Annotated in this window: 26 protein-coding genes; 13 read left to right on the forward strand and 13 right to left on the reverse strand. The window is 64.0% G+C overall.

Features of this window, described 5'->3' with window-relative positions:
- Positions 1-48: 48 nt before the first annotated feature.
- The 7 genes from AU465_RS26905 to AU465_RS26935 form a co-directional block, all read right to left on the reverse strand.
- Positions 49-1,227 (reverse strand): serine hydrolase domain-containing protein, encoded by a 1,179-nt coding sequence (locus tag AU465_RS26905; RefSeq protein WP_192254927.1) that lies wholly within the window; start codon positions 1,225-1,227, stop codon positions 49-51.
- Positions 1,228-1,257: 30 nt separating this feature from the next.
- Positions 1,258-2,454: a serine hydrolase domain-containing protein gene (locus AU465_RS26910; RefSeq protein ID WP_192254929.1), complete on the reverse strand. Its 1,197-nt coding sequence runs from the start codon at positions 2,452-2,454 to the stop codon at positions 1,258-1,260.
- A gap of 66 nt (positions 2,455-2,520) precedes the next feature.
- Positions 2,521-3,549: an extracellular solute-binding protein gene (locus AU465_RS26915; protein WP_192254931.1), complete on the reverse strand. Its 1,029-nt coding sequence runs from the start codon at positions 3,547-3,549 to the stop codon at positions 2,521-2,523.
- A 47-nt stretch (positions 3,550-3,596) separates the two neighbouring features.
- Positions 3,597-4,409, reverse strand: coding sequence for an ABC transporter permease (locus AU465_RS26920; protein ID WP_192254933.1), 813 nt, complete (start codon positions 4,407-4,409; stop codon positions 3,597-3,599).
- Positions 4,402-5,349, reverse strand: a complete 948-nt coding sequence (locus AU465_RS26925; RefSeq protein ID WP_246506451.1) for an ABC transporter permease — start codon at positions 5,347-5,349, stop codon at positions 4,402-4,404. Before AU465_RS26925 ends, AU465_RS26920 begins: the two co-directional genes overlap by 8 nt.
- The gene (locus AU465_RS26930; RefSeq protein WP_192254935.1) at positions 5,349-6,452 is read right to left on the reverse strand and encodes an ABC transporter ATP-binding protein; all 1,104 of its coding nucleotides are present in this window, start codon (positions 6,450-6,452) and stop codon (positions 5,349-5,351) included. The genes AU465_RS26925 and AU465_RS26930 overlap by 1 nt, the downstream gene beginning before the upstream one ends.
- 144 nt (positions 6,453-6,596) lie before the next feature.
- A complete protein-coding gene (locus AU465_RS26935) occupies positions 6,597-8,309 on the reverse strand; it encodes an amidohydrolase (RefSeq protein ID WP_192254937.1) in 1,713 nt (570 codons plus the stop codon).
- A gap of 170 nt (positions 8,310-8,479) precedes the next feature.
- Here AU465_RS26935 and AU465_RS26940 point away from each other — a divergent pair, with 170 nt between their 5' ends.
- The 3 genes from AU465_RS26940 to AU465_RS26950 all read left to right on the forward strand — a co-directional run bounded on the left by AU465_RS26940 (position 8,480) and on the right by AU465_RS26950 (position 11,422).
- Positions 8,480-9,511 carry a histone deacetylase family protein gene (locus AU465_RS26940; RefSeq protein ID WP_192254939.1) on the forward strand — a complete coding sequence of 344 codons (1,032 nt, stop codon included), beginning with the start codon at positions 8,480-8,482 and terminating at the stop codon, positions 9,509-9,511.
- A gap of 433 nt (positions 9,512-9,944) precedes the next feature.
- A complete protein-coding gene (locus AU465_RS26945; RefSeq protein ID WP_192254941.1) occupies positions 9,945-10,655 on the forward strand; it encodes a helix-turn-helix transcriptional regulator in 711 nt (236 codons plus the stop codon).
- Entirely contained in the window at positions 10,652-11,422 is a 771-nt protein-coding gene (locus AU465_RS26950; RefSeq protein ID WP_192254943.1) for a helix-turn-helix transcriptional regulator, read from the forward strand. Before AU465_RS26945 ends, AU465_RS26950 begins: the two co-directional genes overlap by 4 nt.
- Before the next feature lie 37 nt (positions 11,423-11,459).
- Here the strand turns inward: AU465_RS26950 and AU465_RS26955 are convergent, their stop codons facing one another.
- Genes AU465_RS26955 through motA form a run of 6 tightly spaced genes read right to left on the reverse strand, consistent with a single transcriptional unit; the run spans position 11,460 to position 16,347 of the window.
- Positions 11,460-11,897 carry a BspJ family T4SS effector nucleomodulin gene (locus AU465_RS26955; RefSeq protein WP_192254945.1) on the reverse strand — a complete coding sequence of 146 codons (438 nt, stop codon included), beginning with the start codon at positions 11,895-11,897 and terminating at the stop codon, positions 11,460-11,462.
- A 20-nt stretch (positions 11,898-11,917) separates the two neighbouring features.
- Positions 11,918-13,000: a flagellar biosynthesis protein FlhB gene (gene flhB, locus AU465_RS26960; RefSeq protein WP_192254947.1), complete on the reverse strand. Its 1,083-nt coding sequence runs from the start codon at positions 12,998-13,000 to the stop codon at positions 11,918-11,920.
- Positions 13,001-13,024: 24 nt separating this feature from the next.
- Entirely contained in the window at positions 13,025-14,041 is a 1,017-nt protein-coding gene (locus AU465_RS26965) for a flagellar motor switch protein FliG (RefSeq protein WP_192254949.1), read from the reverse strand.
- A gap of 43 nt (positions 14,042-14,084) precedes the next feature.
- Positions 14,085-14,471, reverse strand: coding sequence for a flagellar motor switch protein FliN (gene fliN / locus AU465_RS26970; RefSeq protein WP_192254951.1), 387 nt, complete (start codon positions 14,469-14,471; stop codon positions 14,085-14,087).
- Positions 14,472-14,501: 30 nt separating this feature from the next.
- A complete protein-coding gene (locus tag AU465_RS26975; protein WP_192254953.1) occupies positions 14,502-15,437 on the reverse strand; it encodes a FliM/FliN family flagellar motor switch protein in 936 nt (311 codons plus the stop codon).
- Positions 15,438-15,471: 34 nt separating this feature from the next.
- The gene (gene motA, locus AU465_RS26980; RefSeq protein ID WP_192254955.1) at positions 15,472-16,347 is read right to left on the reverse strand and encodes a flagellar motor stator protein MotA; all 876 of its coding nucleotides are present in this window, start codon (positions 16,345-16,347) and stop codon (positions 15,472-15,474) included.
- A gap of 145 nt (positions 16,348-16,492) precedes the next feature.
- On the opposite strand from motA, the gene AU465_RS26985 reads away from it, so the two are divergent.
- From AU465_RS26985 to AU465_RS27030, 10 genes are all read left to right on the forward strand, one after another.
- Positions 16,493-17,269: a DUF1217 domain-containing protein gene (locus tag AU465_RS26985; protein ID WP_192254957.1), complete on the forward strand. Its 777-nt coding sequence runs from the start codon at positions 16,493-16,495 to the stop codon at positions 17,267-17,269.
- Positions 17,270-17,276: 7 nt separating this feature from the next.
- Positions 17,277-17,999 (forward strand): flagellar basal-body rod protein FlgF, encoded by a 723-nt coding sequence (flgF, locus tag AU465_RS26990; protein ID WP_192254959.1) that lies wholly within the window; start codon positions 17,277-17,279, stop codon positions 17,997-17,999.
- Positions 18,000-18,057: 58 nt separating this feature from the next.
- Positions 18,058-19,407, forward strand: a complete 1,350-nt coding sequence (gene fliI, locus AU465_RS26995) for a flagellar protein export ATPase FliI (RefSeq protein WP_246506454.1) — start codon at positions 18,058-18,060, stop codon at positions 19,405-19,407.
- Positions 19,388-20,050: a hypothetical protein gene (locus tag AU465_RS27000; RefSeq protein WP_192254963.1), complete on the forward strand. Its 663-nt coding sequence runs from the start codon at positions 19,388-19,390 to the stop codon at positions 20,048-20,050. The genes fliI and AU465_RS27000 overlap by 20 nt, the downstream gene beginning before the upstream one ends.
- A gap of 78 nt (positions 20,051-20,128) precedes the next feature.
- Positions 20,129-20,509, forward strand: a complete 381-nt coding sequence (gene flgB / locus AU465_RS27005; protein ID WP_124995611.1) for a flagellar basal body rod protein FlgB — start codon at positions 20,129-20,131, stop codon at positions 20,507-20,509.
- A gap of 2 nt (positions 20,510-20,511) precedes the next feature.
- Positions 20,512-20,931, forward strand: a complete 420-nt coding sequence (gene flgC / locus AU465_RS27010; protein WP_192254965.1) for a flagellar basal body rod protein FlgC — start codon at positions 20,512-20,514, stop codon at positions 20,929-20,931.
- Positions 20,928-21,257, forward strand: coding sequence for a flagellar hook-basal body complex protein FliE (fliE, locus tag AU465_RS27015; protein WP_192254967.1), 330 nt, complete (start codon positions 20,928-20,930; stop codon positions 21,255-21,257). Before flgC ends, fliE begins: the two co-directional genes overlap by 4 nt.
- A 9-nt stretch (positions 21,258-21,266) precedes the next feature.
- Complete coding sequence (gene flgG / locus AU465_RS27020) at positions 21,267-22,055, forward strand: flagellar basal-body rod protein FlgG (RefSeq protein ID WP_059184409.1); 789 nt, start codon at positions 21,267-21,269, stop codon at positions 22,053-22,055.
- A gap of 6 nt (positions 22,056-22,061) precedes the next feature.
- Positions 22,062-22,586, forward strand: coding sequence for a flagellar basal body P-ring formation chaperone FlgA (gene flgA, locus AU465_RS27025; RefSeq protein ID WP_192254969.1), 525 nt, complete (start codon positions 22,062-22,064; stop codon positions 22,584-22,586).
- Between the two features lie 149 nt (positions 22,587-22,735).
- The gene (locus AU465_RS27030) at positions 22,736-23,824 is read left to right on the forward strand and encodes a flagellar basal body P-ring protein FlgI (RefSeq protein ID WP_246506470.1); all 1,089 of its coding nucleotides are present in this window, start codon (positions 22,736-22,738) and stop codon (positions 23,822-23,824) included.
- The last annotated feature ends 72 nt before the right edge of the window (positions 23,825-23,896 follow it).

The following is a 23,896-nucleotide window of genomic DNA, read 5'->3' on the forward strand; positions in this document are numbered from 1 at the left end:
CCATGAAGGTCCACAGGAAACAGCTATGAGGACGACCGGCCGAACGGCTCAGACCATCGTACTCAGCGCCTCGAAAAACGCCACGAGCTCGACGTCGAGCCGATCGTCCACCGGTTCCGGCTGCGACGACATCTTGGCGATCACCACTTCGGCTTTCGGGTTGACGTAGAGCCACTGGCCATGGATGCCGATGCCGCAGAAAGCACCGCTTGCCGTGCCCATCTGGTACCATTTGTTGCGGTAGCGCCCTTTCGGGAAAAGGAACGCCATCGTGCCGCGCTGCCAGGCCTCGTAGCTGCCGCCGGCGGCAACAGTGTCGCGCACCCAGGCCTCCGGCACGATTTGGCGGCCATTGGCCGCGCCGCCTTGCCGCATCATCTCGCCGATGCGGGCAAGATCGCGCGGCGTCATCGACATGCCGCCGGCCGTGCGCGCCGTGCCTTCCATGTCGACCGTCACCGACATTTCGCTCGCAGCGCCTAGCGGCAGCCAGAGTTTTTCGCTCAAAAGATCGCTGACGCGCTTGCCGGATGCCCGCTCGATAAGAATGCCGAGCACATCCGAATTGGGGGACCGGTAGCGGTAGGTCTGCCCATGCGGTTCGGCGAGGCGCGGCAACGTGAAAAGAAAAGCAGCGAGGCTTTCGGATCCGCCGCCCGGATTCCACAGCGTCGCGCGGCGATAGCGGGCGAAGGCGCTTTCCGGATCGAGATAGGCTTCCTCGAAATCAAGGCTGACGTTCATGTCGAGCACGTTGCGCACACTTGCATCGCCATATGCCGAGCCCTTGGCCTCGGGGAGGTACTGTGTCACGGGCGCTTCCGCGTCGAACACCCCCTCGCCTTCCAGGATACCGGCGAGAACCGCCGTTACCGACTTGCTGATCGAAAAGATGATGTGACGCTGGCCGAACGGCATGTGCGGCGCCCACCAGTCGCCGACGAGCCTGCCGCCCTTCATGATCGCCAGACCGTCAGTGTCGGAGCGCTTGAGAAAGGCCTCGACGGTTTCGGAGCCGCCAGCCAAGCTCACCTTCTCGCCGAGCAAACTTCCAAGCGATCTGGCCTGCTCTTCGCCATTTGGCGCGGCGGCAACGTGCGCGCTCGGCACCAGTTCGCCGACATTCTGGAACGACCATTGGCTGAACGGCCTCAGCCGCCAGTTGTCGAGCCGCACATCTTTGCGGGCAAAGCCATATTTCGTCTCGAACGCAGTCTTGCCGGCCACGATTGTCTCCCGGTTTTCTGTGTCTGCCGGTCAGCGAAGCGCGGCAGCTATGGCGTGCACGGCCTTCAGTGTCGCCACCGAATAGGCGGAGTTCAGGAAATCCGGATAGGTCGAAAGCTTCACCACGACCATCCTGTGCTCCCAGCTGATATGGATCATCTGGCCGAACACGCCGCGGCACATCAGCGAGCGCGAGCGCGAATCCTCGATCCAGAACTGGTTGCGGTAGCTGCCGTCGGGAATGCTCGGGCTGAAATTCGGTCCGTGCTTGCCGGTACGCGTCGCTTCGATCCAGTCGGCCGGGATCACGCCGCCGCCGCCGTCGAGGATCAGCTGGCCGAAGCGGCCATAGTCGCGCAGCGTCGCGTTGAACCCGCCGTCGGCCAGCGCATAGCCGGCGCTGTCGATCGTGAAGCAGGCGCTCTCGTCGGCACCGAGCTTTTGCCAGAGCTCTTCCGAGATGAGCTCCGCCAGGCGCTTGCCGCTCACCCGCTCCATGATGAAGGCAAGCACGTCGGTTTCGATCGAGCGGTATTCGAAGGCCGCGCCATGCTCGCGCACCTTGTCCTTCAACCGCAGGATCAGCTCGAACAGATGCGACGGCCATTGGAAGTCGGGATCGCTGCCCGGCGGGATCGGCTTCCAGCCGGTGGCGACATCGACCTGGCCGATTTCGGAATAGCGATCGGTGTACTCTTCGGAGAAGCGCACGCCCGTCGTCATGTCGAGCACGTGCTGCACGGTGGCCCCGGCCCAGGCGGTCTCGCCGAGCTCCGGAAGATAATCCGTCACCAGCCTGGCCGGGTCGATCAGGCCGCGCCCGACCAGTATGCCGCACACCGAGCCGGTGACCGACTTCGCCATCGACTGCGACAGATGCAGCGTGCGCTCGTCCATGCCATTGAAATAGCGCTCATAGGCGACCTTGCCGTCCTTGAGCACCAGGAAGCCGTCGGCATAGGTCTCGTCAAGCAGGCCGGCGAGCGTCGTCGGCCGGCCCTCGCTATCCGCCACCGCCAGGCCATCGAGATCGACGTTGGCGCGCTCGAGGCGGCGGCGATGGCCATGGCCGCGCCAGACCTCGACGGTCGGCAAAAACTCGCGGACGTGCTGGAAAGCCCAGCGGTTCCACGGTGGCCGATCCCAGTCGAGCTTCGGCAGCGCCATGACCGGTGGCGAACCCTGCATGATCGGAGGCCGCGGATCGGAGTTGCGGTAAGACGTCATCAAATCCTCCCTGCACATAAGAAAGGGAGGCCGGAGCCTCCCCTCCTTTCATGCGTTCCTGCGGAATTACTTGCGCAGGTTGGTCCAGATCTTGTTGTAGATCTCCACCACTTCGGGCGGGCATGGTGGGACGAATTCCGCTGCCGGCGCCCCTGCCGGCGGGTTGATCTCCGGCGAGTTGGCGAACTCCGGCGGCAGGAACTTGTGGCTGCCGGCGATGCCGTTGTCGTAGCCGGCGAACTCGGAGATCAGCGCCGCGTTCTCAGGCGCCATGACGAAGTCCTGGAAGAGCTTGGCGTTCTCGAGATTCTTGGCGCCCTTCAGCACCGCGACATTGTCCATCCAGCCTTCGATGCCTTCCTTCGGATAGGCATATTTGATCGCCGGGATCTTCTGGCGCGAGCGATAGGCCGCACCATTCCACTGTTCGGTCACGATCACATCGCCGGAGGTGATCTTGGTGATGGTGTCGTAGCTGAAGGTCTTCCATGACGGCTTGGCGGCCATCAGTGTGTCGTTGACCTTCTTCAGACTGGCCTTGTCGGCGCCGCAGCGCGGCACGCCGGCATAGCGCTCGGCAGCGTGCATGACGGTGTTGACGTCGTCGAGCACGTTGATCTGGCCTTTCAACTCGTTCGGCGGATCGAACAGGATCGCCAGCGTATCGATGTCGCCCTTGAACTTGTCCGTGTTCACGGAGAAAGTCGTCGTGCCGAACTGCCACGGCGCGGTGTAGTGGCGACCCTTGTCCCAATAGATATCGACGAAGCGCGGATCGATGTTCTTGCCGTTCGGCATCGCGTTGGGCTCGGTCTTTTCGAGCAGGCCCTCCTCGAGCATGATCTTCACGGTGTAGTCCGACGGCACCACGATGTCGTAGCCGGAATTGCCAGCGCGCACCTTGGAGAGCATGGTTTCGTTGGAATCATAGTCGTCCAGCGTCACCTTGACGTTGTACTGCTTCTCGAACTTCTCGATCAGCTTGGGGTTGGTGTAGTCGCCCCAGTTGTAGATATGCAGTTCGCCGTCGGCGAGCGCCGGCACGGCCCATAAAAGCACGGCCGCGGAAACGGCCGCCATCAGTTTTCCAGACATTTTATGTTCTCCTTGCCTTCCCATTGTTTTGTGTTGGAGCTCTTGAATTATTTGGCGCGCCGGCGCGCGATCAGGAACGAGACCGACACGAACAGGATCGACACCAGAAGCAGGATGGTGGAGATGGCGTTGATCTCCGGCGTCATCGGCCGCCGGATCTGGTTCCAGATGTAGAGAGGCAGCGTCGTCTGGCCGGGGCCGGCGACGAGCTGGGTGATGGTGAAATCGTCGAAGGAGACGATGAAGGCGAGTGCCGCCCCCGACATGATGCCGGGAACCAGCAAGGGCAGCGTGATGCGCTTGAAGGCGTTCCACGGAGTCGCATAGAGGTCGGCCGCGGCATATTCCAGCGTCAGATCCATGTCCTCCAGCCGCGCCCGGATCGGCATATAGGCGAAGGGAATGCAGAACACGGTGTGGGCGAGGATCAGGTTGCCGATGCCGAAATTCAGTCCGAACGTGCCGGCGATCAGCGCGAAGAAGGAAAGCGTCGCCACCGCTGTGATGATCTCCGGCACCATCAGCGGCAGGTTGATGACCATGAAAGCCGCGGCCAACCCGCGCCACGGTTTCACCCTGGTCATGCCGATCGCGGCAAGCGTGGCGCAGATGGTCGAGATGATCGTGGCGCTGACCGAGATGATCAGCGTGTTGCGTGCCGCGTTGTGGAATTCCTCGTTGAGCAGCGCGCTGCCGTACCAGCCGAGCGTGACGCCTTCCCAATGCGTGACCAGCGAGCCGCTGTTCAGCGAGAAGATCATCAGGATCAGCACCGGCACGTAGAGCACCAGAAGGCAGATGATGGCAATGGAGCGGAAGCCCGGCTGGTCCTTGATATCGATGGTGCGGGGCTCAGCCATGCTGCACCTTCCCCGACGTGTTGCGGACGTAGAAGAAGAGCGCCACCAGCACCGCGGCCATCAGGATCAGCGCCTGAGCACAGCCGAGCGGCCAGTTGCGACCGGACCCGAACTGCTGCGCGATGAGGTCGCCGATCATCAGGTGGACGCCACCGCCCAGAATCAGCGGCGTCACATAGGCGCCGAGCGCCGGGATGAAGACGAGCAGGCAGCCGGCGATGATGCCTGGCTTGGACAGCGGAATGATCACCCGCCACAGCACCTGTCGGCGCGTCGCGTAGAGGTCGTAGGCCGCTTCAATCAGCCGGAAGTCGAGCTTCTCCAGGCTGGAATAGAGCGGCAGCACCATGAACGGCAGGAAGGCGTAGAGCAGGCCGAGCTGGATGGCGAAATTGGTGTAGAGCATGGTGATCGGCTTATCGATCACCCCGAGCGCCAGCAGCGCGTTGTTGATCAGGCCCTCGTCGCGGATGATGAACATGATCGCCAGCGTGCGCACGAGAAGGTTCGACCAGAACGGAATGGTGATCAAAAGCACCCACCAGTTGCGCTGCGCCGGCGGCCGGGTGGCCATGAAATAAGCGGTCGGGAAGCCGAGCAGCAGGCAGATGACCGTCGTCACCACCGCGAACAGGAACGAGCGCAGATAGATGATCAGGAAGTCCGGCGTGAACTGCAGCGTGTCGTCGAAAATGTCGCGCTGGAACAGGAAGTTCAGATAGGCGTCCGTCGAGAACTGCCACTGCACGCCGCCATAGGGCGCAGCAACGAGGAACGAATAGACGCAGATGATGAGAAGCGGCAGCACGCCGAAAATGCCGATGATGATCAGCGCCGGCAGCGACAGCAGCCGGTTGCGCCGCGCGCCGGCTTTCACCGCCTGGGCTTCGAAGAACGCGGCCTTGGAAAGCGTGGCTGGGGAGAGCGTGGCTGTCGTCATCAGTCTTTCAGGACGCGCGCGGCGTCCTCCTCGAACTGGATGCCGACCTTAGCGCCCGTCTCGTAAATGACCGGGTTCGAACGGCTGTTCTGGTGGCGCACGATGAAGTTTTCGTCACCGCCGTCGAGCTTCACGTGATAATGCGTGTCGGTGCCGAAATAGACGATGTTGGAGAGTGTGCCGGTGATCGTGCCTTTGGCCGGGTCGGGCACCAGATCGGCGTGCTCGGGACGCACCACCAGCGTGACGTCGCCAGATGGATGGAAGCCCTCCGGATAACCAGCGGTGATCGTCGCGTTGCTCGCGAATTTGACCGTCGCCACGCCGGGCTTCTTCGACACCACCGTGCCGGCCAGGAAATTCGTCTCGCCGATGAAGTCGGCGACGAAACGCTCGGCCGGACGGTCGTAGATGTCGCGCGGCGAGCCGACCTGCAGGATCTTGCCAGCCGACATGACCGCGATGCGGTCGGACATGGTCAGCGCTTCTTCCTGGTCGTGGGTGACGAAGATAAAGGTGATGCCGGTCTCGTGCTGCAGCCGCTTCAGCTCGATCTGCATTTCCTTGCGTAGCTTGTAGTCGAGCGCCGAGAGCGGCTCGTCGAGCAAAAGCACCTTTGGCTGCGGCGCGAGAGCCCGGGCCAGCGCCACGCGCTGCTGCTGGCCGCCGGAAATCTGGCTGGTGCGGCGCGCCTTGAGCGCCTCCATCTTGACCAGCTTGAGCATCTGGGCGACGCGCGCCTCGATTTCGCCTTTGGGCTTGCCGAGCATCTCCAGCCCGAAACCGATATTCTGCGCCACCGTCATGTGCGGGAAGAGTGCGTAGCTCTGGAAGACGGTGTTGACCGGGCGTTTGAAGGGCGGCAGCGGCGCGATGTCCTGGCCGTGCAGCAGGATCTCGCCGGCGCTTGGGAAATCGAACCCGGCAATCAATCTCAGCAGCGTCGTCTTTCCGCATCCGGACGGGCCGAGCAAGGTAAAAAACTCGTTTTCCCGGATCGACACCGACACCGTGTCGAGAGCGGCTACCTGGTTTTCACCGGTTCCAAATACTTTGCGTACACCGCGAACTTCGATCGCGTTCTTACCCGGTTGTTCCGGCACGATTACCCCATTGAGAGAGCCTGCTCTTGGCGGCAGGTGTGTTCCTGTTCGATTGTCACCATAAGCCGGTCGGCTTGGCAACTGCGGAGCTGTAACTCGACTTTTAAAAGCAATACCCATGCCACACCTCGGGCCCGGCCATCCTTAGGCTTGGTAAGTGACCTTTCCGCCGCAAATCGTGGTCACCGGCCGCACGGTGTGCAGCGCTTCCGGCGCCGTCGCCTCAATGTCGGCCGACAAAACGACGATATCGGCGAGGTATCCGGGCTTCAGGCGACCCTTGCGATGTTCCATGAATTCGGCGTAGGCCCCCTCGACCGTATAGCCAGCAATCGATTCATGGAGCGAGAAGCTCTGGTCCGGCAGGCCTTCTGCCCAAGGTTTGCGCATCACCGCCGCCTGGATGCCCAGGATCGGGTCAACTGGCGAAACCGGCCAATCGGAGGCGAAGACGACGCGCGCGCCGGCGTTCTTCAAAGTGCGCCAGGCATAGCTCAGCGGCCACTTGTCGCGGCCGATGCGCGAGATCGTCGGCTCCAGCGGGAAATTCATGGCGCCCGGCGGATGCGGCGGCTGCATCGACGCGAGCACCCCTAGCTCGGCAAACCTCGGCACGTCGGACGGCGTGGTCACCTCGATATGCTCGATGCGATGCCGGCTGTCGCGCCTACCATTCTTCTTCAGCGCCGCCTGGTAACCGTCGAGCACGGCGCGCACCGCGCCGTCGCCGATCGAATGCACGGCGATCTGCAGACCGCGCCTGTCGGCCTCGACCGCCACTTCGGCGAAATGCTCGGGCGAAAACAGCGGCTCGCCGCGCCATCCTGGACGGTCGGCATAGTCATCGACCATCACCGCGGTCCAGGAATCCAGCACGCCGTCATAGAAGACCTTGACCATGCCGGACGACAGCCACTCGGAATTATAACTCGCGGCCATGCGCGAGGCTTTTTCGAGCGTGTCCAGCGTCATGAAATTCTTGAAGTGGAACGGGATCTTGGTGCGGCACAGCAAGCGCCCCTCATTCTCCAGGCCGGCGAGCAGCTCGAGCTGGTAGAGGTTGCCATCCATGTTCTGGATCGAGGTGATGCCGTGCTTGGCGCACCACTCGAGCCCGCGATGCATGAGGTCGCGGTCGGCGGCCACGTGCTTGGCGCACCACTCGAGCCCGCGATGCATGAGGTCGCGGTCGGCGGCCAATTCTTCGGCTGACGGATAGGGATCCGGCTCCTCGCCCGTCAGGCCGAGCCGGGTTCGGTTTGCGCCGAAACGCTCGAGGATCGGGCCGAATGCTTCGCCCTCGCGCAGCTCGCCGGCGGCAAGCCCGTCCGCGCCCATGACGACTTCGTTGCCCGGTCCCACCTGCTTGCCATTGAGCAGACCGGCCTCTTCGAGCGCCTTGGTGTTCGCCCACATCGTGTGGTGGTCGGAGGCCGACATGGCGAAGGGCCGGTCGGGGATGATGCGATCGAGATGATGACGCGTCACCGGCTCGGGCAGGATCGCATAGTCGACGCCGGCGCCGATCAGCAGCCTCGCGTTCGGACATTTCGCCGCGAACCCCTGGATCGCGTCGCGCAGCGCGTCGAAACCGTGCACGCCGGCTAGGTGCAGATTGTCGAGCTCGGCCGCCCCGCCGAACAGATGCATATGCGCTTCGATGAAGCCGGGCAGGACGGAGCCGCCCTGGGCATCGACGACGCGGGTGGCGGGGCCTTTGTAATCGCAAACGCTATCGCGATCTGCGATCGCAATTATCTGATCGCCCTTGATGGCGATGGCCTGAGCGGTGGGAGTATCGGGATCCATCGTCAAAATGCTGGCGTTCTCGACGATCAGATCGGCCGTTTGCGGCATCATTTTCTCCCATTTGCGCTTAGGCTAGCAGAGTATTGGCGTCTGGCAAGCCGTCCCGTGCTGGCCCGAGCGAACAATTTGCCGTGCCTCTTGGCGACGCTGAAACTCTCTGTCACAAAGCTGTTTGAGGTCCATCGAACCGAAACCCGAAGAGCGAGCCAACTCCCAAAATGAAGACAGTTTTTTCTCCTCTCCACGCCGGTCATACCGGGCAGATGGAACTGGTCACGTCGGCAATCGTGCCCGGTTTCGAGAAGCCGTCGCGGGCCGAATTCATCAAGGCGCGAGTGGAGAGCGAGAAGCTTGGACCGATCATCGGGCCGGTCGAACACGACCTTGCCACCGCCAAGCGCGTGCATGAAGCGCACTACATCGATTTCCTGCCGACCGTGTGGCCGGAATGGGTCGCCGCCGGCTTCAAGGGCTCGGCCATGGGCTTCACCTGGCCGACGCGCGGGTTGCGAGGCGACGTGCCGCCGAAGCGCATCGACGCCCTGCTCGGCTATTATTCCTTCGATGCCGGCGCCACCTTTGTCGAAGGCACATGGAAAGCGATCAAGTCGTCCTACGACGTCGCGCTGACCGCGGCCGCGCTGGTCAAGGGCGGCGAGCGGACCGCCTTCGCGCTCTGCCGGCCGCCCGGCCATCACGCGGGCGCCGCCTTCATGGGCGGCTATTGCTTCATCAACAACGCCGCCGTCGTCGCGCAATGGTTCCGCGATCAGGGCGCAAGCCGTGTCTCCATCCTCGATGTCGACTACCACCACGGCAACGGCACCCAGGAGATCTTCTATCGCCGCGGCGACGTCCAGGTGCTCAACCTTCATGGCGATCCGATGGTCGAATACCCCTTCTTCCTCGGTCATGCCGACGAGGTTGGCGAAGGCGAGGGCGAAGGCTTCAACATCAACTATCCGATGCCATTCGGCACCAGGTGGGACGGCTGGAACGCCTCGCTGGAGGACGCCTGCGCCAGGCTTGCCGCCTACGCCCCTGACGTCGTCGTGCTCTCGCTCGGCGTCGACACGTTCGAGAAGGATCCGATCAGCCAGTTCAAGCTGAAGAGCGAAGATTATCCCAAGATCGGCCGCCGCATCGCCAAGCTCGGCCTGCCGACGCTGTTCATCATGGAAGGCGGCTACGCCGTGGAAGAGATCGGCATCAACGCCGTCGGCGTGCTGACCGGATTCGAGGATCGCTGAACCATATCCGGTCGAAAGGAGATGCGCCCCCGGCTGCAACCGGGGGCGAATTTTTTGCGGCCTCGCCGGGAAATCATCGGCTCAATTCAACTCTGAAATCACCGCCAAGTAACGCGAAGACCGGCCGCTGAGTCGCAACGCGAGTCCATCGGATTCGAATTTGTCAAATCGCGTTTGATGTCGGATTCATCTGCGAGTAGATTAGACCCGAATCAGCCGGTCCATGGGGGGCGCGGCGACCACCCAAAGTCTCAAGTTCCGGCATCCGGCCGGCACCAGACGCGGACGGCTTCGCGTTCCCTGAAAGGATTCGGCTCGGTTGGGCGCTGTGCGCGCCCTCGAGTGTGTCTTCGTGAACGTGACGCGTTTCGGGTCCGGCCGTTGGCTTTTGCCAGCATCGGGCACAGGGATCGATTCCGGCCAGAATATCAAGATGAGCAGTCCCGCCGCGCTTCTTCAATCCGATGCTTCAGGCTCGCGCCTGGCGTCCCGCGGCGATCTCACCAGCTTCTTCATGCAGCTTGCCGCCGATATCGGCGCCGACAGCTACATGCTGGTCGCCATCGTGCACGACCAGGATCGCAACGACGCGCGCATCGTGTCGTCGAACTGGATTTTCGACGCCATCGAGCTGATCGGCAAAAGGCTGATCGCCAATCTTGCTCTGGGACCGTTGACGACGGCACCCGGTGTGCGTCCCAAGCCGTTGGTCGCGGCCCACGCGCCCGATGCCGGCGCGCTGCTGAACGGCGAGGAAGCGCGGCTGCTCGATGTGCTCGGCCATGCCGAAATCTATTCGCTCAGGCTCAACGTCGGCCGCCAGCGCCTTTTCGTGCTGTTTTCCGCCGCCGAGCCCGGCAAAATCGATCTCACCGCCCTGATGAAGGCGCAGCTCAAATGCTGCTACGCGCTGTCCAGCATCCCGCAACTGATCGCCGCGGCTTCCATGCAGGACCCGCTGTCGGACCGCGAGCGCGAATGCCTGTTCTGGGTGTCGGAAGGCAAGACCACAGACGAGGTGGCCCTTATCCTTGGCGTCTCGTCGAACACCGTCAACAGCTACATCACGCATGCCATCCAGAAATTCGCGGCCAGCAACCGCGCGATGGCGATTGCGACCGCGATCAGGAGCGGCATCATTTGAAGCACGCACAGATCAGAGAAGCCGCGGCCGCCCTTTTCAACGACCAGCGCAATCCGTTCGGCGCCTTCTCGCTCGGATCGGAGACGCATAACGCGGTGACCATTCCGGACGCCGTGCGCCGATGCCGCTGGATCGCCGTCGACATCAACGCTTCCGGCTTCGGGCTGTTCTTCGTCAGCCCTTCGCTGGAGCGCGCGCGCCTGGTCGCCTGCTTCGATTCCGACTATCCGTCGACCGCCGTCGCGACCAAGTTCATCTCGGGCGCCAGCGGCGAGGAGATGGTGCGCCACAGCCGCATCTCGACGACGCCGCGCTGGTGGGCCGATAACGATATGGCCGGCTCGCGGCGGACGCTGGAGACCCTGACATGGTCCGAGCCGACCGCGCCGCTCGCGCCCGGCACCAACGGCATCGCCTTTCCGGTACATGCCGATCGCGGTCAGTGCGGGCTGGTGGTCTTCCTGGGACCGGATATCACGCTGTCGGATGACACGCTCTGTGAAATCCACGCGCGCTGCTTTGCGCTGTTCGCGGCGGTCGCCCGCATCCGTCCAGGCGAAACCGGCAGGACGCGCGCCATCTCCAAGCGCGAGCTCGAATGCCTGAAGCTGACCGCCAACGGCAACACCAGCGAAGAGATCGCAAAACTCCTGAAACTGTCGGTGCACACCGCCAACCAGTATCTCACCCAGTCGACGCAGAAGCTCAACGCCGTCAACCGCAATCAGGCGGTAGCCAAGGCGCTGCGGCTTGGCCTGATCGAATAGCCGCTCAGGTCAAGCGTCAAAACGCCCCAAATTATCGTCAAGGATAAGCGAGCGGCTCGTTCCTGCGGATGCGCGCCTCATCGATCGCGTCCTCGAGCAGGGCGGTGTTGTGCTCCGGCGTCTCGCCAGGCTTCTCGAACGACACGTAGTTGACGACCACGGACGACCCGTGCCCGGTCAGCGTCAGCTGGAAATAGACGGTGACGCCGCGCGGCCGAAGCTCGAGATCTAGCACGATGCGCGGGCTGCCGCTCCAGTCGACATGCGCTTCGCCGCCGTGGCCGAGCCTGAGCGTGCCGGGCTGGAAGTAGAGTTCCGCGGCCGAGTCCACCAGGTCCGACAGGCAGGCGAAATGCTCAAGCCGGATGAAGGCGATGTAGTCGGCGACCTCGATGAGCCGCAGCTCGCCTACCACCTCCTGGATGGCGCTGGCGACGACCTGCTCGCGTGAATTGGCGTGTGGTTGCCGGTTCATGGATTACAAGCAGCGTCCGTTCATTGGGTTACTTTTCGCTCGGCCTTCTTCGAGTAGACGATCCGCACCAGCTCGGCGACGGCCTGGTAGAATTGCGACGGGATCACGCTATCAACCGAAACTTGCTTGTACATGGAGCGGGCAAGCGCCACGTCCTCGAAGATCGGGATGTTGTGCTCCCTGGCGATCTCGCGGATCTTCAGCGCCACCAGATCCTGGCCCTTGGCGAGCACCAGCGGAGCTGAGTCCTCGTCGCGGACATATTTCAGCGCGATGGAGTAGTGCGTCGGATTGGCGATGATGAGCGTCGCGCGCGGCACCGCCGTCATCATGCGCCGCCGCGCCCGGTCGCGCGCCAGCGAGCGCAGGCGCGACTTCACGATCGGATCGCCTTCGGACTGCTTCATCTCGTCCTTCACTTCCTGCTTGGTCATGCGCAGGTCGCGCCGCCAGTGAAAGCGCGACCAGACGATGTCGGCGACAGCGATCAGCCCCATGACGAAGACTATCGCCGTCAATATGTCGACGAAGATGCTGCGGATGACCATGCCGAACGACACCGGATTGGTGATCATGCCGGCGAGCAGCCGGCGGTGATCTTCCGACAGCGTGAAGGCGAGCACGGCGATGGCGAAGGCAAGCTTGGCCAGCGACTTGGCGAATTCGACAAAGCCCTGCACTCCGAACAGGCGGCTCCAGCCCTTGGCGATCGAAATGCGCGACAGTTGCGGCCTGATCCGCTCGCCGACGAATTGCGGTATGTTCTGGAACACCGAGGCGCCGACGCCGGCGACCACCAGCAGCACCAGCAGGCTGACGACGGCGCGGCCGATTTCGAACAGGACGGTCTTGTAGAGCTCGATGACGTCGGTCTCGGTCTCCATCGGCCAGGCTTCCGGCTTTTCCAGGAACATCGCGAGGAACATGCCGAGATTGACGATGGCGTCCTTGGCGTAGAAGACGGTGAACACCAGTATGGCAAGGAAGGAAGCAAAGATCGCCGTCTCGCGCGAATGGGGCAGCTTGCCCTGTTCGATCGTGTCGCGGATCTTCTTTTCTGTGGCTTCCTCGGTTTTGGAATCCTTGTCGACCGCCTCAGCCATGGTGCCCTGACCGGATCGTTATCGTCAGGCGGCTTCGGCGGCGGTCTGCGTCGAGGGAAGCTCGAACGCTCCCTGCCGCGAAAGACGGATGGTCGCCACGGCGATCGTCTTGCGCGCCGCCATGATGTCGGCCAGCGCGATGCCTTCCGACCCCTGTCCGAGCTCGGATTCGATCATGCGGCGCGAGCGTGCGCCGATCGCCGACAGCACGGATTCGGTAAGCTCCGCCTGCGCGCCGCGCAACGCCAGCGTGACGAGCTCGGTCGACAGCCCGTCGAACAGAAGCACGCGCGCCTTCTGGGTAAGCAGCGGCAGATCGTCGAAGGCGAACAGCCGCGACTTGACGCCGGCAAGGTCCGGTGTGCCGGCTTCTTCCAGATCCTGCATGAGCTCGTCGAGCTCGGGCTTGGCCATTTCGTTGAGCACGCTGGCGACGCGCTCCTGGCCGGCCGACGTGTCCCTGGTCGCTTTTTGTGAAAGCACACTGACGCGTAGCTGGTTCTCGACGATCCTTGTTGCCGCGTCCGGAATATTGGCCATCGTCACCATGCGCCTGATGATCTGGCTGCGTATCGGCTTTTCCATCGTCAGCAGCACGTTGGCGGCAGTCTGCGGCGCAAGCTTCGACAGCACCATGGCGGACGTCTGCGGGTGCTCGCCGGCGAGGAAGGTGCCGAGACGCGCAGGCTCGAGCTTTTCGAGATCCGGCCAGATCGGCGGCGGCCCTTCCGGCGCCGGCTCGAATTTCTTGTCGCCCATGATGGCGCTCATTTCCTCGGGCGAGAGCGACTCGTTGAGGATCGTGTCCATCCTGTCAGCGGAGTCGAGCAGGCCGACGCCTTCCGTGAACTCGGCCTCGAACTCGGCGACGATGCGCTCCAGATCGCTTTGCGGAATGGTGCGCAGCAGGCGGGCACCCTCGATCAGCGCCTTCAGCTCCTCCTGCTTGAAGAACTTGAGCAGCCGGCTGGCCGAAGGCTTGCCCATCGCCACCAGTATGGCGGCGGCCTTTTGCGGGCGCGTCAGCGTCAACGACGTCATTGGGCCTGGCTCCGCTTCAGGTGAATGCTCTCGCCGCCCATCCTCAGGCGCTCTTCGTCGCGGCGATGATCTCGGTAAGCCTGATGCCGAAGCGCGACGGATCGTGTTCCAGCACGGTGATCTCGCCGCGCGCGATTCTACGGCCGTTGACCACCACGTCGACCGGTTCGCCGATGCGGCGGTTGAGCGCCACGGTCGAGCCTTTCTGCAGCGCCATCAGCTCCGACACCGCCATTTCGGTGCTTCCGAGAATGATCTGCACATCGACCGGGATCGTCATGATGATCGAGGAATTGGCGCCGGCCTGGAGAGCAGCGTCGGGGCGATTTTCCTCTTCCCGGAGCACGCCGCGCAATTCCTCGATGGCGCGGTCGAGCTGCTCGTCCGGCTGGTCGGCTTCGGGTTCAGCTTCCACCTTGGTCTTTGCCATGCCTCGTCTCCAATAATCCCAAGCCAGGCCTCAGCCCGGCATGAGCCCGTCAATGAAGTCCTGCCCGCCATCGTGGGGATGCCGGATGCGGACCGTGTAATTCTGTCCGAGCTTGCCGAACTCGCAGACAAACAGCGTCTTGTCGCGCGCGCTGAGCCTGGCCTGCAGCTGCGCGTCCTCCTCGAACTCGATCACCTGGCCGGGCTGGAAGGCGGCGAGATCGCCGAGCGTCAGCCGAGCGAGCGGCATGGTGGCTTCGAGCCGCACCGCCGAGCGCATCACCTCCTCGGAGAAGCGGGCCCGCCAGTCGAATTCCGTTGTCCCGTCGTCGCCCGTATTAGCGGTGGCGCCGCGTGTCGCAAGCAGGATGCGCTGCGGGATCATCACCGTGACGGTGCCGGTGTCGGTCGGCGTCGAGACGCCATAGACGATCCGGATCGCCGCGCCGTCGCGCAGCACGCGTCGCCTTGCCTCGTTGCCCGACATCGCTTTTGGAACCGGCAGGCGCAAGTCGAGCGAGCGGCGGCCCGATCCGTTCAGCGCCACCGCGACTTCCTGGAATACCATGGTCGCGACATCAATTTCGATCTGCGACAGCTCGCGCTCGATCGCCGAGACCGGCTGGTCCGGATCGCCGCCGAACAGCGCGCAGACCATGACGGCGATCGCTGGCCCGTCGATCACCAGCGTCATGGCGTCGGCCGAGGTCGGCGATGAGACGATGGTCATGGCGAAATTATCGCCGGCGCGTGTGCGCGCATCGGGAACGCGGCTGACCTCCACTGCTTGCAGGTCGACCCTGATCGGCGCTCCAAGCTCGCCGGCAAGCGCCTTCTGCAAAAGCGGCAGCGAGCGCTCGGCCATGCCGCGGCCGACACCGATCACCTGGGCGGCCTCGCCGCTGTCGCCGACGAGACGCTCGATGATGAGAGCCCGGGTTTGCGACGGACTGCCCGGACTGGTCATGACGGCAAGCGGCCCTGTCTGAAGTTCTGCATGCTCAGGCCGCCTTCCTCTCGGCGGTGCCCGCGTTCATCGTGCTCTGCTCGACGGCATCGATCGTCGGGCGCTCATAAGACGAGATGGTCTTGCGGCCGAACTCGATCGCAACCTGCGGCAAGGCGCCGTTCATGTAGGCGAGCAGCGTCTGCTTGACGATGATGTAGAGGCGGTTCTTCTTCTCGCGCACCGTCTTGATCTTGGTGGCCACCGGACCGACCACGGCATAGGACAGGAAGATGCCGAGAAAGGTTCCGACGAGCGCCGCCCCGATCAGCCCGCCGAGGATTTCCGGCGATTGGTCGAGCGCGCCCATCGCCTTCACCACGCCGAGCACGGCCGCAACGATGCCGAGCGCCGGCAAGCCGTCGCCGACGGCAACCATCGCGTGATAGGCCTTCAGCTTGTCGGTGCGGATCGTCTGGATCTCTTCGTCCATCAGCGCCTCGATCTCGTGCGAGCGCGCGTTGCCGATGATGATGATGCGGCAATAGTCGCAGATGAAATGCGTCAGATCGTGGTTCTTGAGCACTGTCGGGAAGGCCTGGAAGATCGCCGACTCTTCCGGATTGTCGATATGCGCCTCGACCTCGCTGCGCGACTTGGAGCGCAATTCGCGCATCAGGCTGTGCAGGACGCCCAGCGTCTCGAGATAGTCGCGCTCCTTCGGCACGGCCTGCTTGAACGCCTCGAGAATGCCCTTGCCGGTGTCCTTGACCGTCTTCATCGGGTTGGCGACGAGGAAAGTGCCGAGCGCTGCGCCGCAGATGACCACCGCTTCCCAAGGCTGCATCAGCACATGCAGATGGCCGCCCATGGCCATGAAGCCACCGAGTACGCACCCAAGCGTCACCACAAGTCCGATCAGAATACCCACGACAGGTCCTTCCGCATGTCACGTCGCGGATCAGGGATAGTCCTCGTGCCTTGTGTGAGGCTTGAATCGCGATGCGCAAAACCGATTCAGCTTCGCACAAGGAAGCTTCGCTATCGTCCTCGGATTGCTTCGGCCGGAGGCGCATATGTTGAACACCTATACGAGCTACCAGCTCATCGCCAAGGACATCCCCAAGGCAATCGACCAGGTCGAGTCGCAGCCCGTCGTGAAGCGCGAGACCGACTACTATTTGGCCAATATCGGCAACGTCAAAACCATCGACAATTTCGTCAACAACACGCGGCTCTTCAACTACGCCATGAAGGCGTACGGGCTGGAGGACATGGCCTATGCCAAGGCCTTCATGGTCAAGGCGCTCAAGGAAGGCGTGTCCGACTCCGACAGCTTCGCCAACAAGCTGAGCGACAAGCGCTACGCCGACTTCGTCAAGGCCTTCAACTTTGCCGCCTATGGCTCGACCGCCACCCTCTTTCCCTCCGCCCAGCAAGGCGCGGTCGACAAATACATGCGCCAGACGCTGGAGGAGAATGCCGGCGAGACCAACCAGGGCGTGCGGCTGGCGCTCTATTTCCAGCGCAAGGCGCCTACCATCACCAACTGGTACGACGTGCTTGCCGACACGGCGCTTTCGAGCGTGGTCCGCACCGCGCTCGGCCTGCCCGACTCCATCGCCTCCGCCGACATCGACAAGCAGGCGCAGATGTTCGAGCAAAAGCTCGATATCGCCGACTTCAAGGACCCCGACAAGCTGAACAAGTTCCTGACCCGCTTCACCAGCCTGTGGGAGATCAACAACCCGACCTCCAGTGCCGTGACCTCGGTCAGCGTGCTGTTCGCGCAGCCGACCACTGTCGGCATCTCGACCGATCTGATGATGGCCATGCAGAAGCTGAAGTTCTGAGAACACCATGCAGGACAGTCTCTACGTCGCCCTCTCCTCGCAGATTGCGCTCGAGCGCCGCCTCGATACCATCGCCGACAATGTTGCCAACGCCTCGACCATCGGCTTTCGCGCCACCGGCGTGAAATTCGAGGACGTGGTCTCCGGCACCGGGCCGAAGTCGGTGTCCTTCGCATCCTCCGGCAAGACCTATCTTTCCACCGCGCACGGCTCGCTGACCGAAACCGGCAATCCTTTCGACTTCGCCATCCAGGGCGACGCCTGGTTCGCCATCGAGACGCCGGCCGGCACGGTGATGACCCGCGACGGCCGTTTCTCCATGAACGAGAACGGCGAGCTGATGTCGATCGAAGGCTATCCGGTGCTGGACGGCGGCGGCGCGCCGATCCAGCTCGATCCGCGCAACGGCCCGCCAAAGGCCGGCGCTGATGGCTCGCTGAGGCAGAACGATCAACTCGTCGGCGCCATCGGTCTCTACGATTTCGATCCCGGCGACAATTTTGTCCGTTACGGCAATTCGGGCATCGTGCCTGCGCGAACGCCAGAGCCGGTCACCGACCGCTCAGACGTCGGCGTCGCGCAAGGATTTCTGGAAGAGTCCAACGTCAATCCGGTGCTCGAGATGACCCGGCTGATTCAGGTGCAGCGCGCTTTCGAGAACACGGCGGCGCTGATCCGGCAGAGCGCTTCGTCCACCGACGACGCGATCAAGACGCTCGGCTCGAAGTAGCGGCATGGCGACCGGCTCGTCCCTGCTCCGCGCGCCCGAGAGGCTCGCCGATTCCCCAATGGATCGACTCGCCGCGCTCGAACGTATCTGGCGGTGGTTCGACAATCCGGAAACATTGCTGAGCCGCGGCGGTCGCGTCGTCGAGATTTCGCCCACGCACTACAAGGTGCACGGCCTCTCCGGCATCGCAAGGCTCGGCGACATCGTCGAGCAGCGCGGCAAGGCCGGCACGCGCCGCGGCGAGATCGTCAGAATAGGCCGCGACGAGGTCGTGGTCGCGCCGTTCGAGCGCAGCGCCGATGCCGGCATCGGCGACGCCGTGTTCCGGCGCGGTCCGCTTGGCGTCGCGCCGCACGTTTCCTGGCGCGGGCGTGCCATAGACGCCTTGACCCGCGTCATCGACGGCGGTCCGCCGCTGATCAGGCCGAATGCGGCCGACGGCGCAGACACTCTGACGCCCGGCGCCATGTCCCGCCAGCGGGTCGGCACCGGCTTCCTGACCGGAGTGCGGGTGATCGACATCTTCACCCCGCTCTGCTTCGGCCAGCGGCTCGGCATCTTCGCCGGCTCCGGCGTCGGCAAGTCGACGCTGCTTGCCATGCTCGCCGGCGCCGAGGCCTTCGACACGGTGGTCGTGGCGCTGATCGGCGAACGCGGCCGCGAGGTGCGCGAATTCCTCGAGGACACGATCGGCGCCGACAGCATGGCCAAGACCGTCGCCGTCGTCGCCACCAGCGATGAGAGCGCCATGATGCGCCGGCGCGCGCCCGACACCGCCATGCGCGTGGCCGAACATTTCCGCGACCAGGGCCATCGCGTGCTCCTGGTGCTGGATTCGATCACCCGCTTTGCCCACGCGCTGCGCGAGGTGGCGACAGGGACCGGCGAGCCGCCGGTCGCGCGCGGCTACCCTGCCTCGGTCTTCACCGACCTGCCGAAGCTGCTCGAGCGGGCGGGACCGGGTGCCGAGGGCAAAGGCTCGATCACCGCCATCATCTCGGTGCTGGTCGATGGCGATGACCACAACGATCCGGTGGCCGATTCGGTTCGCGGCATCCTCGATGGTCATGTCGTTCTCGACCGCGCGATCGCCGAACAAGGACGCTACCCGCCGGTCAACCCGCTGTCGTCGATCTCGCGTCTCGCCGACAAGGCCTGGAGCGCCGAGCAGCGCATGCTGGTGACCAGGCTGAAGGCGATGATCGCGCGCTTCGAGGACACGCGCGACATCCGACTGCTAGGCGCCTATCAGGGCGGTGCCGACGCCGAGCTCGACATCGCCGTGCGCCAGGTGCCGCTGATCTACGAGGCGCTCACGCAGTCGCCGAAGGATCGCGCATCGACCGATCCGTTCGCCGACCTCGCCCGCCATCTCAAGGGGAAGCAGAATGGCGATCAGGGAGACTGATCTGCAGCAGACCGAGCGCATGCTGCGCGAGATGATCGCCGAGGCCAAGGCCGCCGAGGAGGCCGACGCCAGCCGCGACTCGCTGATCAATGGACTGTTCCCGAAGAAGGTGGAGTGGCCGCAGCCGCCGCGGGCCGAATTCCCGCGCCTGGTCAACAGGAAAGCGGACCGGCGCAGCGATTTCCTCGTCGCCGCGCTCGGCATCACGCTCGGCCTGATCTGCGCGCTGTTTCCCTGGTACATCTTCTTCAATCAGGAGCAGTTCGGCGTGCAGACCATCAAGTTCGGCGGCAGCGGCAGCAATTCCGGACGCGCGGGCGGCGGCGTTGCGGTCGAACGCAGCGGACCGCTGACGGCCAAGGACGTTCCCAATGCCGACATCGACCTGCTTGCCACCGGAACAGTGCGGGACGACCCGGCCTCCGCGCCGGCGCCCGACGAGCAGCCCTTCCCTGCCGCATCGGAATTCAAGATGGTGCATGTCGCCAACGGTCGCGCCATGGTCGAGGACGAAACCGGCTTGTGGATCGTCCAGCGCGGATCGGTCCTGCCCGATGCCAGCCGCGTCGCCTCGATCGAGCAGCGCGGCGGCAAATGGGTCATCGTCACGGACGCCAACAAGGTGATGGAGCTTTCCAGGTGACCGGCCGCGGGGCTCGTCCCGCGCAAGGTCCGCGCAAGACTGGCGGCCTAGTCTGTGCGTACTCGCCCGGAGAGTCCCATGGAACCCGTCAACCTCTTTGACCTCGCCACCCGGCAGTCGCAATGGCTGGCCGTGCGCCAGTCGGCGATCGCCTCCAACATCGCCAACGCCAACACGCCGGGCTACACGGCAAACGACGTCGAACCGTTCGAAAAGGTTCTCGACCGGACCGCGGTGACGTTGAAGGCCACCGAGGCCGGCCATCTCGGCGCGGAGGCGACCAATGCCGGCTTCAACGTCAAGCCGGAAGAGGCCACCGGCTCGATCATGCCGTCGAAGAACACGGTGGTGCTCGAGGACGAACTGATGAAGGCCGGTGAAGTGCGCCGCTCCTTCGAGCTCAACACGGCGATCGTCAAAGCCTTCCATTCGATGATGACGATGGTGGTGAAGAGCTGACCATGGACGCGCTGACCGCAGCCCTCAAAGTCGCGGCATCCGGCCTTGGCGCCCAGTCGGAGCGCCTGCGCGTGGTGTCGGAGAATCTCGCCAACGCGCAGTCGACGGGCAACGCGCCGGGCGCCGATCCCTATCGCCGCAAGACGATCACCTTCCAGTCCGAGCTCGACCGCGCGAGCGGCGGCTCGCTGGTCGAGGTGAGCTCGATCGCGCGCGACCCGTCGGACTTCCCCATCGAGTTCCAGCCCGGCAACGAGGCCGCCGACGAAAAAGGGTACGTGAAGATGCCCAACGTCAACGTGCTGGTCGAAATGGCGGACATGAGCGAGGCGAACCGCTCCTACGAGGCCAACCTGCAGGTCATCAAGCAGGCTCGCGATCTAATTTCCATGACCATCGACCTGATGAGGAACCAGCAATGATCGGCGGTATCGGGGCACTACAGTTCAAACCGGCAATCGACGGCGCGGAGGCCGCCTCGCCCGGCCTGCTTCAGGGCGGTGTCGGGACACAGGCAAGCGAAAGCGTCGGCAGCAGCTTCGCCGAAGTCCTCAGCCACGCCGCGACGAAGACCGTCAACACGCTGCAGAACGCGGAGCAGACGTCGATCCAGGCGCTCAAGGGCGATGCCGACACCCGCCAGGTGGTGGATGCGGTGCTGAGCGCCCAGCAGGCGCTGCAGACGACCATCGCCATCCGCGACAAGGTCGTCTCGGCCTACCTCGAAATCAGTCGCATGAATATCTAGGACCGCGTCATGAAAGCCCTTGCCATCGCCGCGACCGGCATGAATGCCCAGCAGACCAATCTGGAAGTCATCGCCAACAACATCGCCAACATCAACACCACCGGCTACAAGCGGGCGCGGGCGGAATTCTCGGACCTGCTCTATCAGGTCGACCGCACTCAAGGGGTGCCCAACCGCTCCAACACCTCGTTGGTGCCCGAAGGTGTCTCGATCGGTCTCGGCGTCAAGACGACGGCCGTGCGCAACGTCCACACGCAGGGCGAACTGACCAGCACCGGCAACAGCTTCGACCTGGCGTTGACCGGCAGGGGCTGGTTCCAGATCGAAGGCGCCGACGGCAGCACGCTTTACTCCCGCGCCGGCGCTTTCAACACCAATGCCACCGGGCAGTTGGTCACCGTCGACGGCGCCAACGTCATTCCGGCGATCACCGTGCCGACCGACGCGGTCGAGGTGATCGTCAATAAGACCGGCCAGGTCTTTGCCCGCATCGACGGCCAGACCAATCTCCAGCTTCTCGGCCAGCTCCAGATCGCCAACTTCGCCAACGAGGCGGGCCTGGCGCCGCTCGGCGACAATCTGTTCCAGGAGACGGCTGCCTCCGGTCCGGCCAATGTCGGCGTTCCAGGCGATCCTGGCTTCGCCACCATCGAACAGGGCTATCTGGAGTCCTCCAACGTCGATCCGGTCAAGGAAATCACCGAGCTGATCTCGGCGCAGCGCGCCTATGAAATGAATTCCAAGGTCATCCAGGCCGCCGACGATATGGCCTCGGTGGTCTCCAAGAACATCAGGTAACGGATAATGGCGACGCCGATCTCCTGCCCTGCATTCCGCCGCGCCGCGCTGGCCCTTGCGCTGGTCGCGGGCGGCATGCCGGCGCTTGCGCAAGAGACGGGCGGAGAGTCGGCCAACCAGATCGCCGCCAGTCAGGCGGTCGGCGAGGCCGTGCTGATTCCCAACCGGGTCATCTATCCCGGCGAGGCGATCGAGCTCGCCGCGCTGAAGCAGGTGACGCTGGTCCCAGGCAAGCACAAGCCGGACGGCATGGCGACGCGATCCGAAGAACTCCAGGGCAAGGTCGCCAAGCGCACGCTTCTGCCCGGCCGCTACATTCCGGTGGCCGCCATCCGCAATGCGTGGCTGGTCGAACAGGGCGCTTCCGTGCAGGTCTATTTCACGGCCGGCGCGCTGACCATCTCGGCAGCCGGCGTGACGCTGCAGCCGGGCGCTGCCGGCGATCAGATCAAGATCCGCAACGTCGACAGCGGCAAGATCATCTCCGGCACGGTGATGGCCGACGGCACCGTTCGGGTCGGCGCATCGTGATGCGCGCCTTCGCACTTCTGCTGAGCGCCGCGATCGGTCTTCAGCCCGCATTCGCCGATGGGCTCACGCCCAAGGCCAAGCGCGAGCTGGCCTTGAAGAATGGCGGCGTCTATGACGACCCCGAATACGATCCGGCCACCACCACGCGCATGTTCCGCGTTTCGACGGGACCGAGCACGCTGCCGCCCGGCCAGGTCGCCGCTCGCATCAAGGACATCGCCCAGCTGCAGAGCGCACGCGACAACCAGCTCGTCGGCTACGGCCTGGTGATCGGCCTCGCGGGAACCGGCGACAGCCTGCGCAACTCGCCCTTCACCGAACAGTCGATCCGCGCCATGCTGGAAAACCTCGGCATCGCCACCGAAGGCGGCAGCGCGCGCGCCAAGAACGTCGCCGCGGTCATCGTCACCGCCAACATGCCGCCCTTCGTCCAGTCGGGCGCGCGCATCGACATCGACGTCTCCTCGATGGGTGATGCCACCTCGCTTGCCGGCGGCACGCTGGTTATGACGCCGCTCAAGGCCGCCGACGGCGAGATCTATGCCGTTGGACAAGGCTCGGTCATCGTGGGGGGCTTCGTCGCCAAGGGCCAAGCCGAGCAATTGACGCAAGGCGTGCCCACCGCAGGCCGCGTGCCGAACGGCGCCATCGTCGAGCGCTCGGTGCCCGCCGAGTTCGACGACCAGGGCGTGCTGACGCTGCAATTGCGCAATCCGGATTTCTCGACCGCCATCCGCATCGCCGACGCCATCAACGATTACACCTCGCAGCGCTTCGGCGTGCGCGTCGCGGCCGAGCGCGATGCCCGCACCGTGCAGATCAGGCGGCCGAAGAACGTATCGGCCGCGCGCTTCTATGCGGAGATCGAAAACCTGGTCGTCGAGTCGGATGCGCCTGCCCGCGTCGTCATCGACGAACGCACCGGGACTATCGTCATCGGCAACAACGTCAGGATCTCGCGCGTCGCGATCAGCCACGGCACGCTCACAGTGCGCATCACCGAAGCGCCGAAAGTGGTTCAGCCGGAGCCCTTCTCCAAGGGCGAGACCGCGATCGAACCCTTCACCGCCATCGAGGCCTCGCGACCTGACGCCCGCGTCGCCGTGCTCGACGGCCCCGATCTCGAAACGCTTGTCTCCGGTCTCAATCGTCTGGGCGTGAAGCCCGACGGCATCATCGCCATCCTGCAAGGCATCAAGTCGGCCGGCGCCCTGCAGGCCGACCTGGTTCTGCAATAGGCACGCCGATGATCGAGCTTTTCTCCTCAAGACCGCATCGTCGCCCGAGGCTTCATCCTGGCCAGAGACGTC

This window comes from Mesorhizobium silamurunense (assembly GCF_014843905.1).
GTDB classification, from domain to species: domain Bacteria; phylum Pseudomonadota; class Alphaproteobacteria; order Rhizobiales; family Rhizobiaceae; genus Mesorhizobium; species Mesorhizobium silamurunense.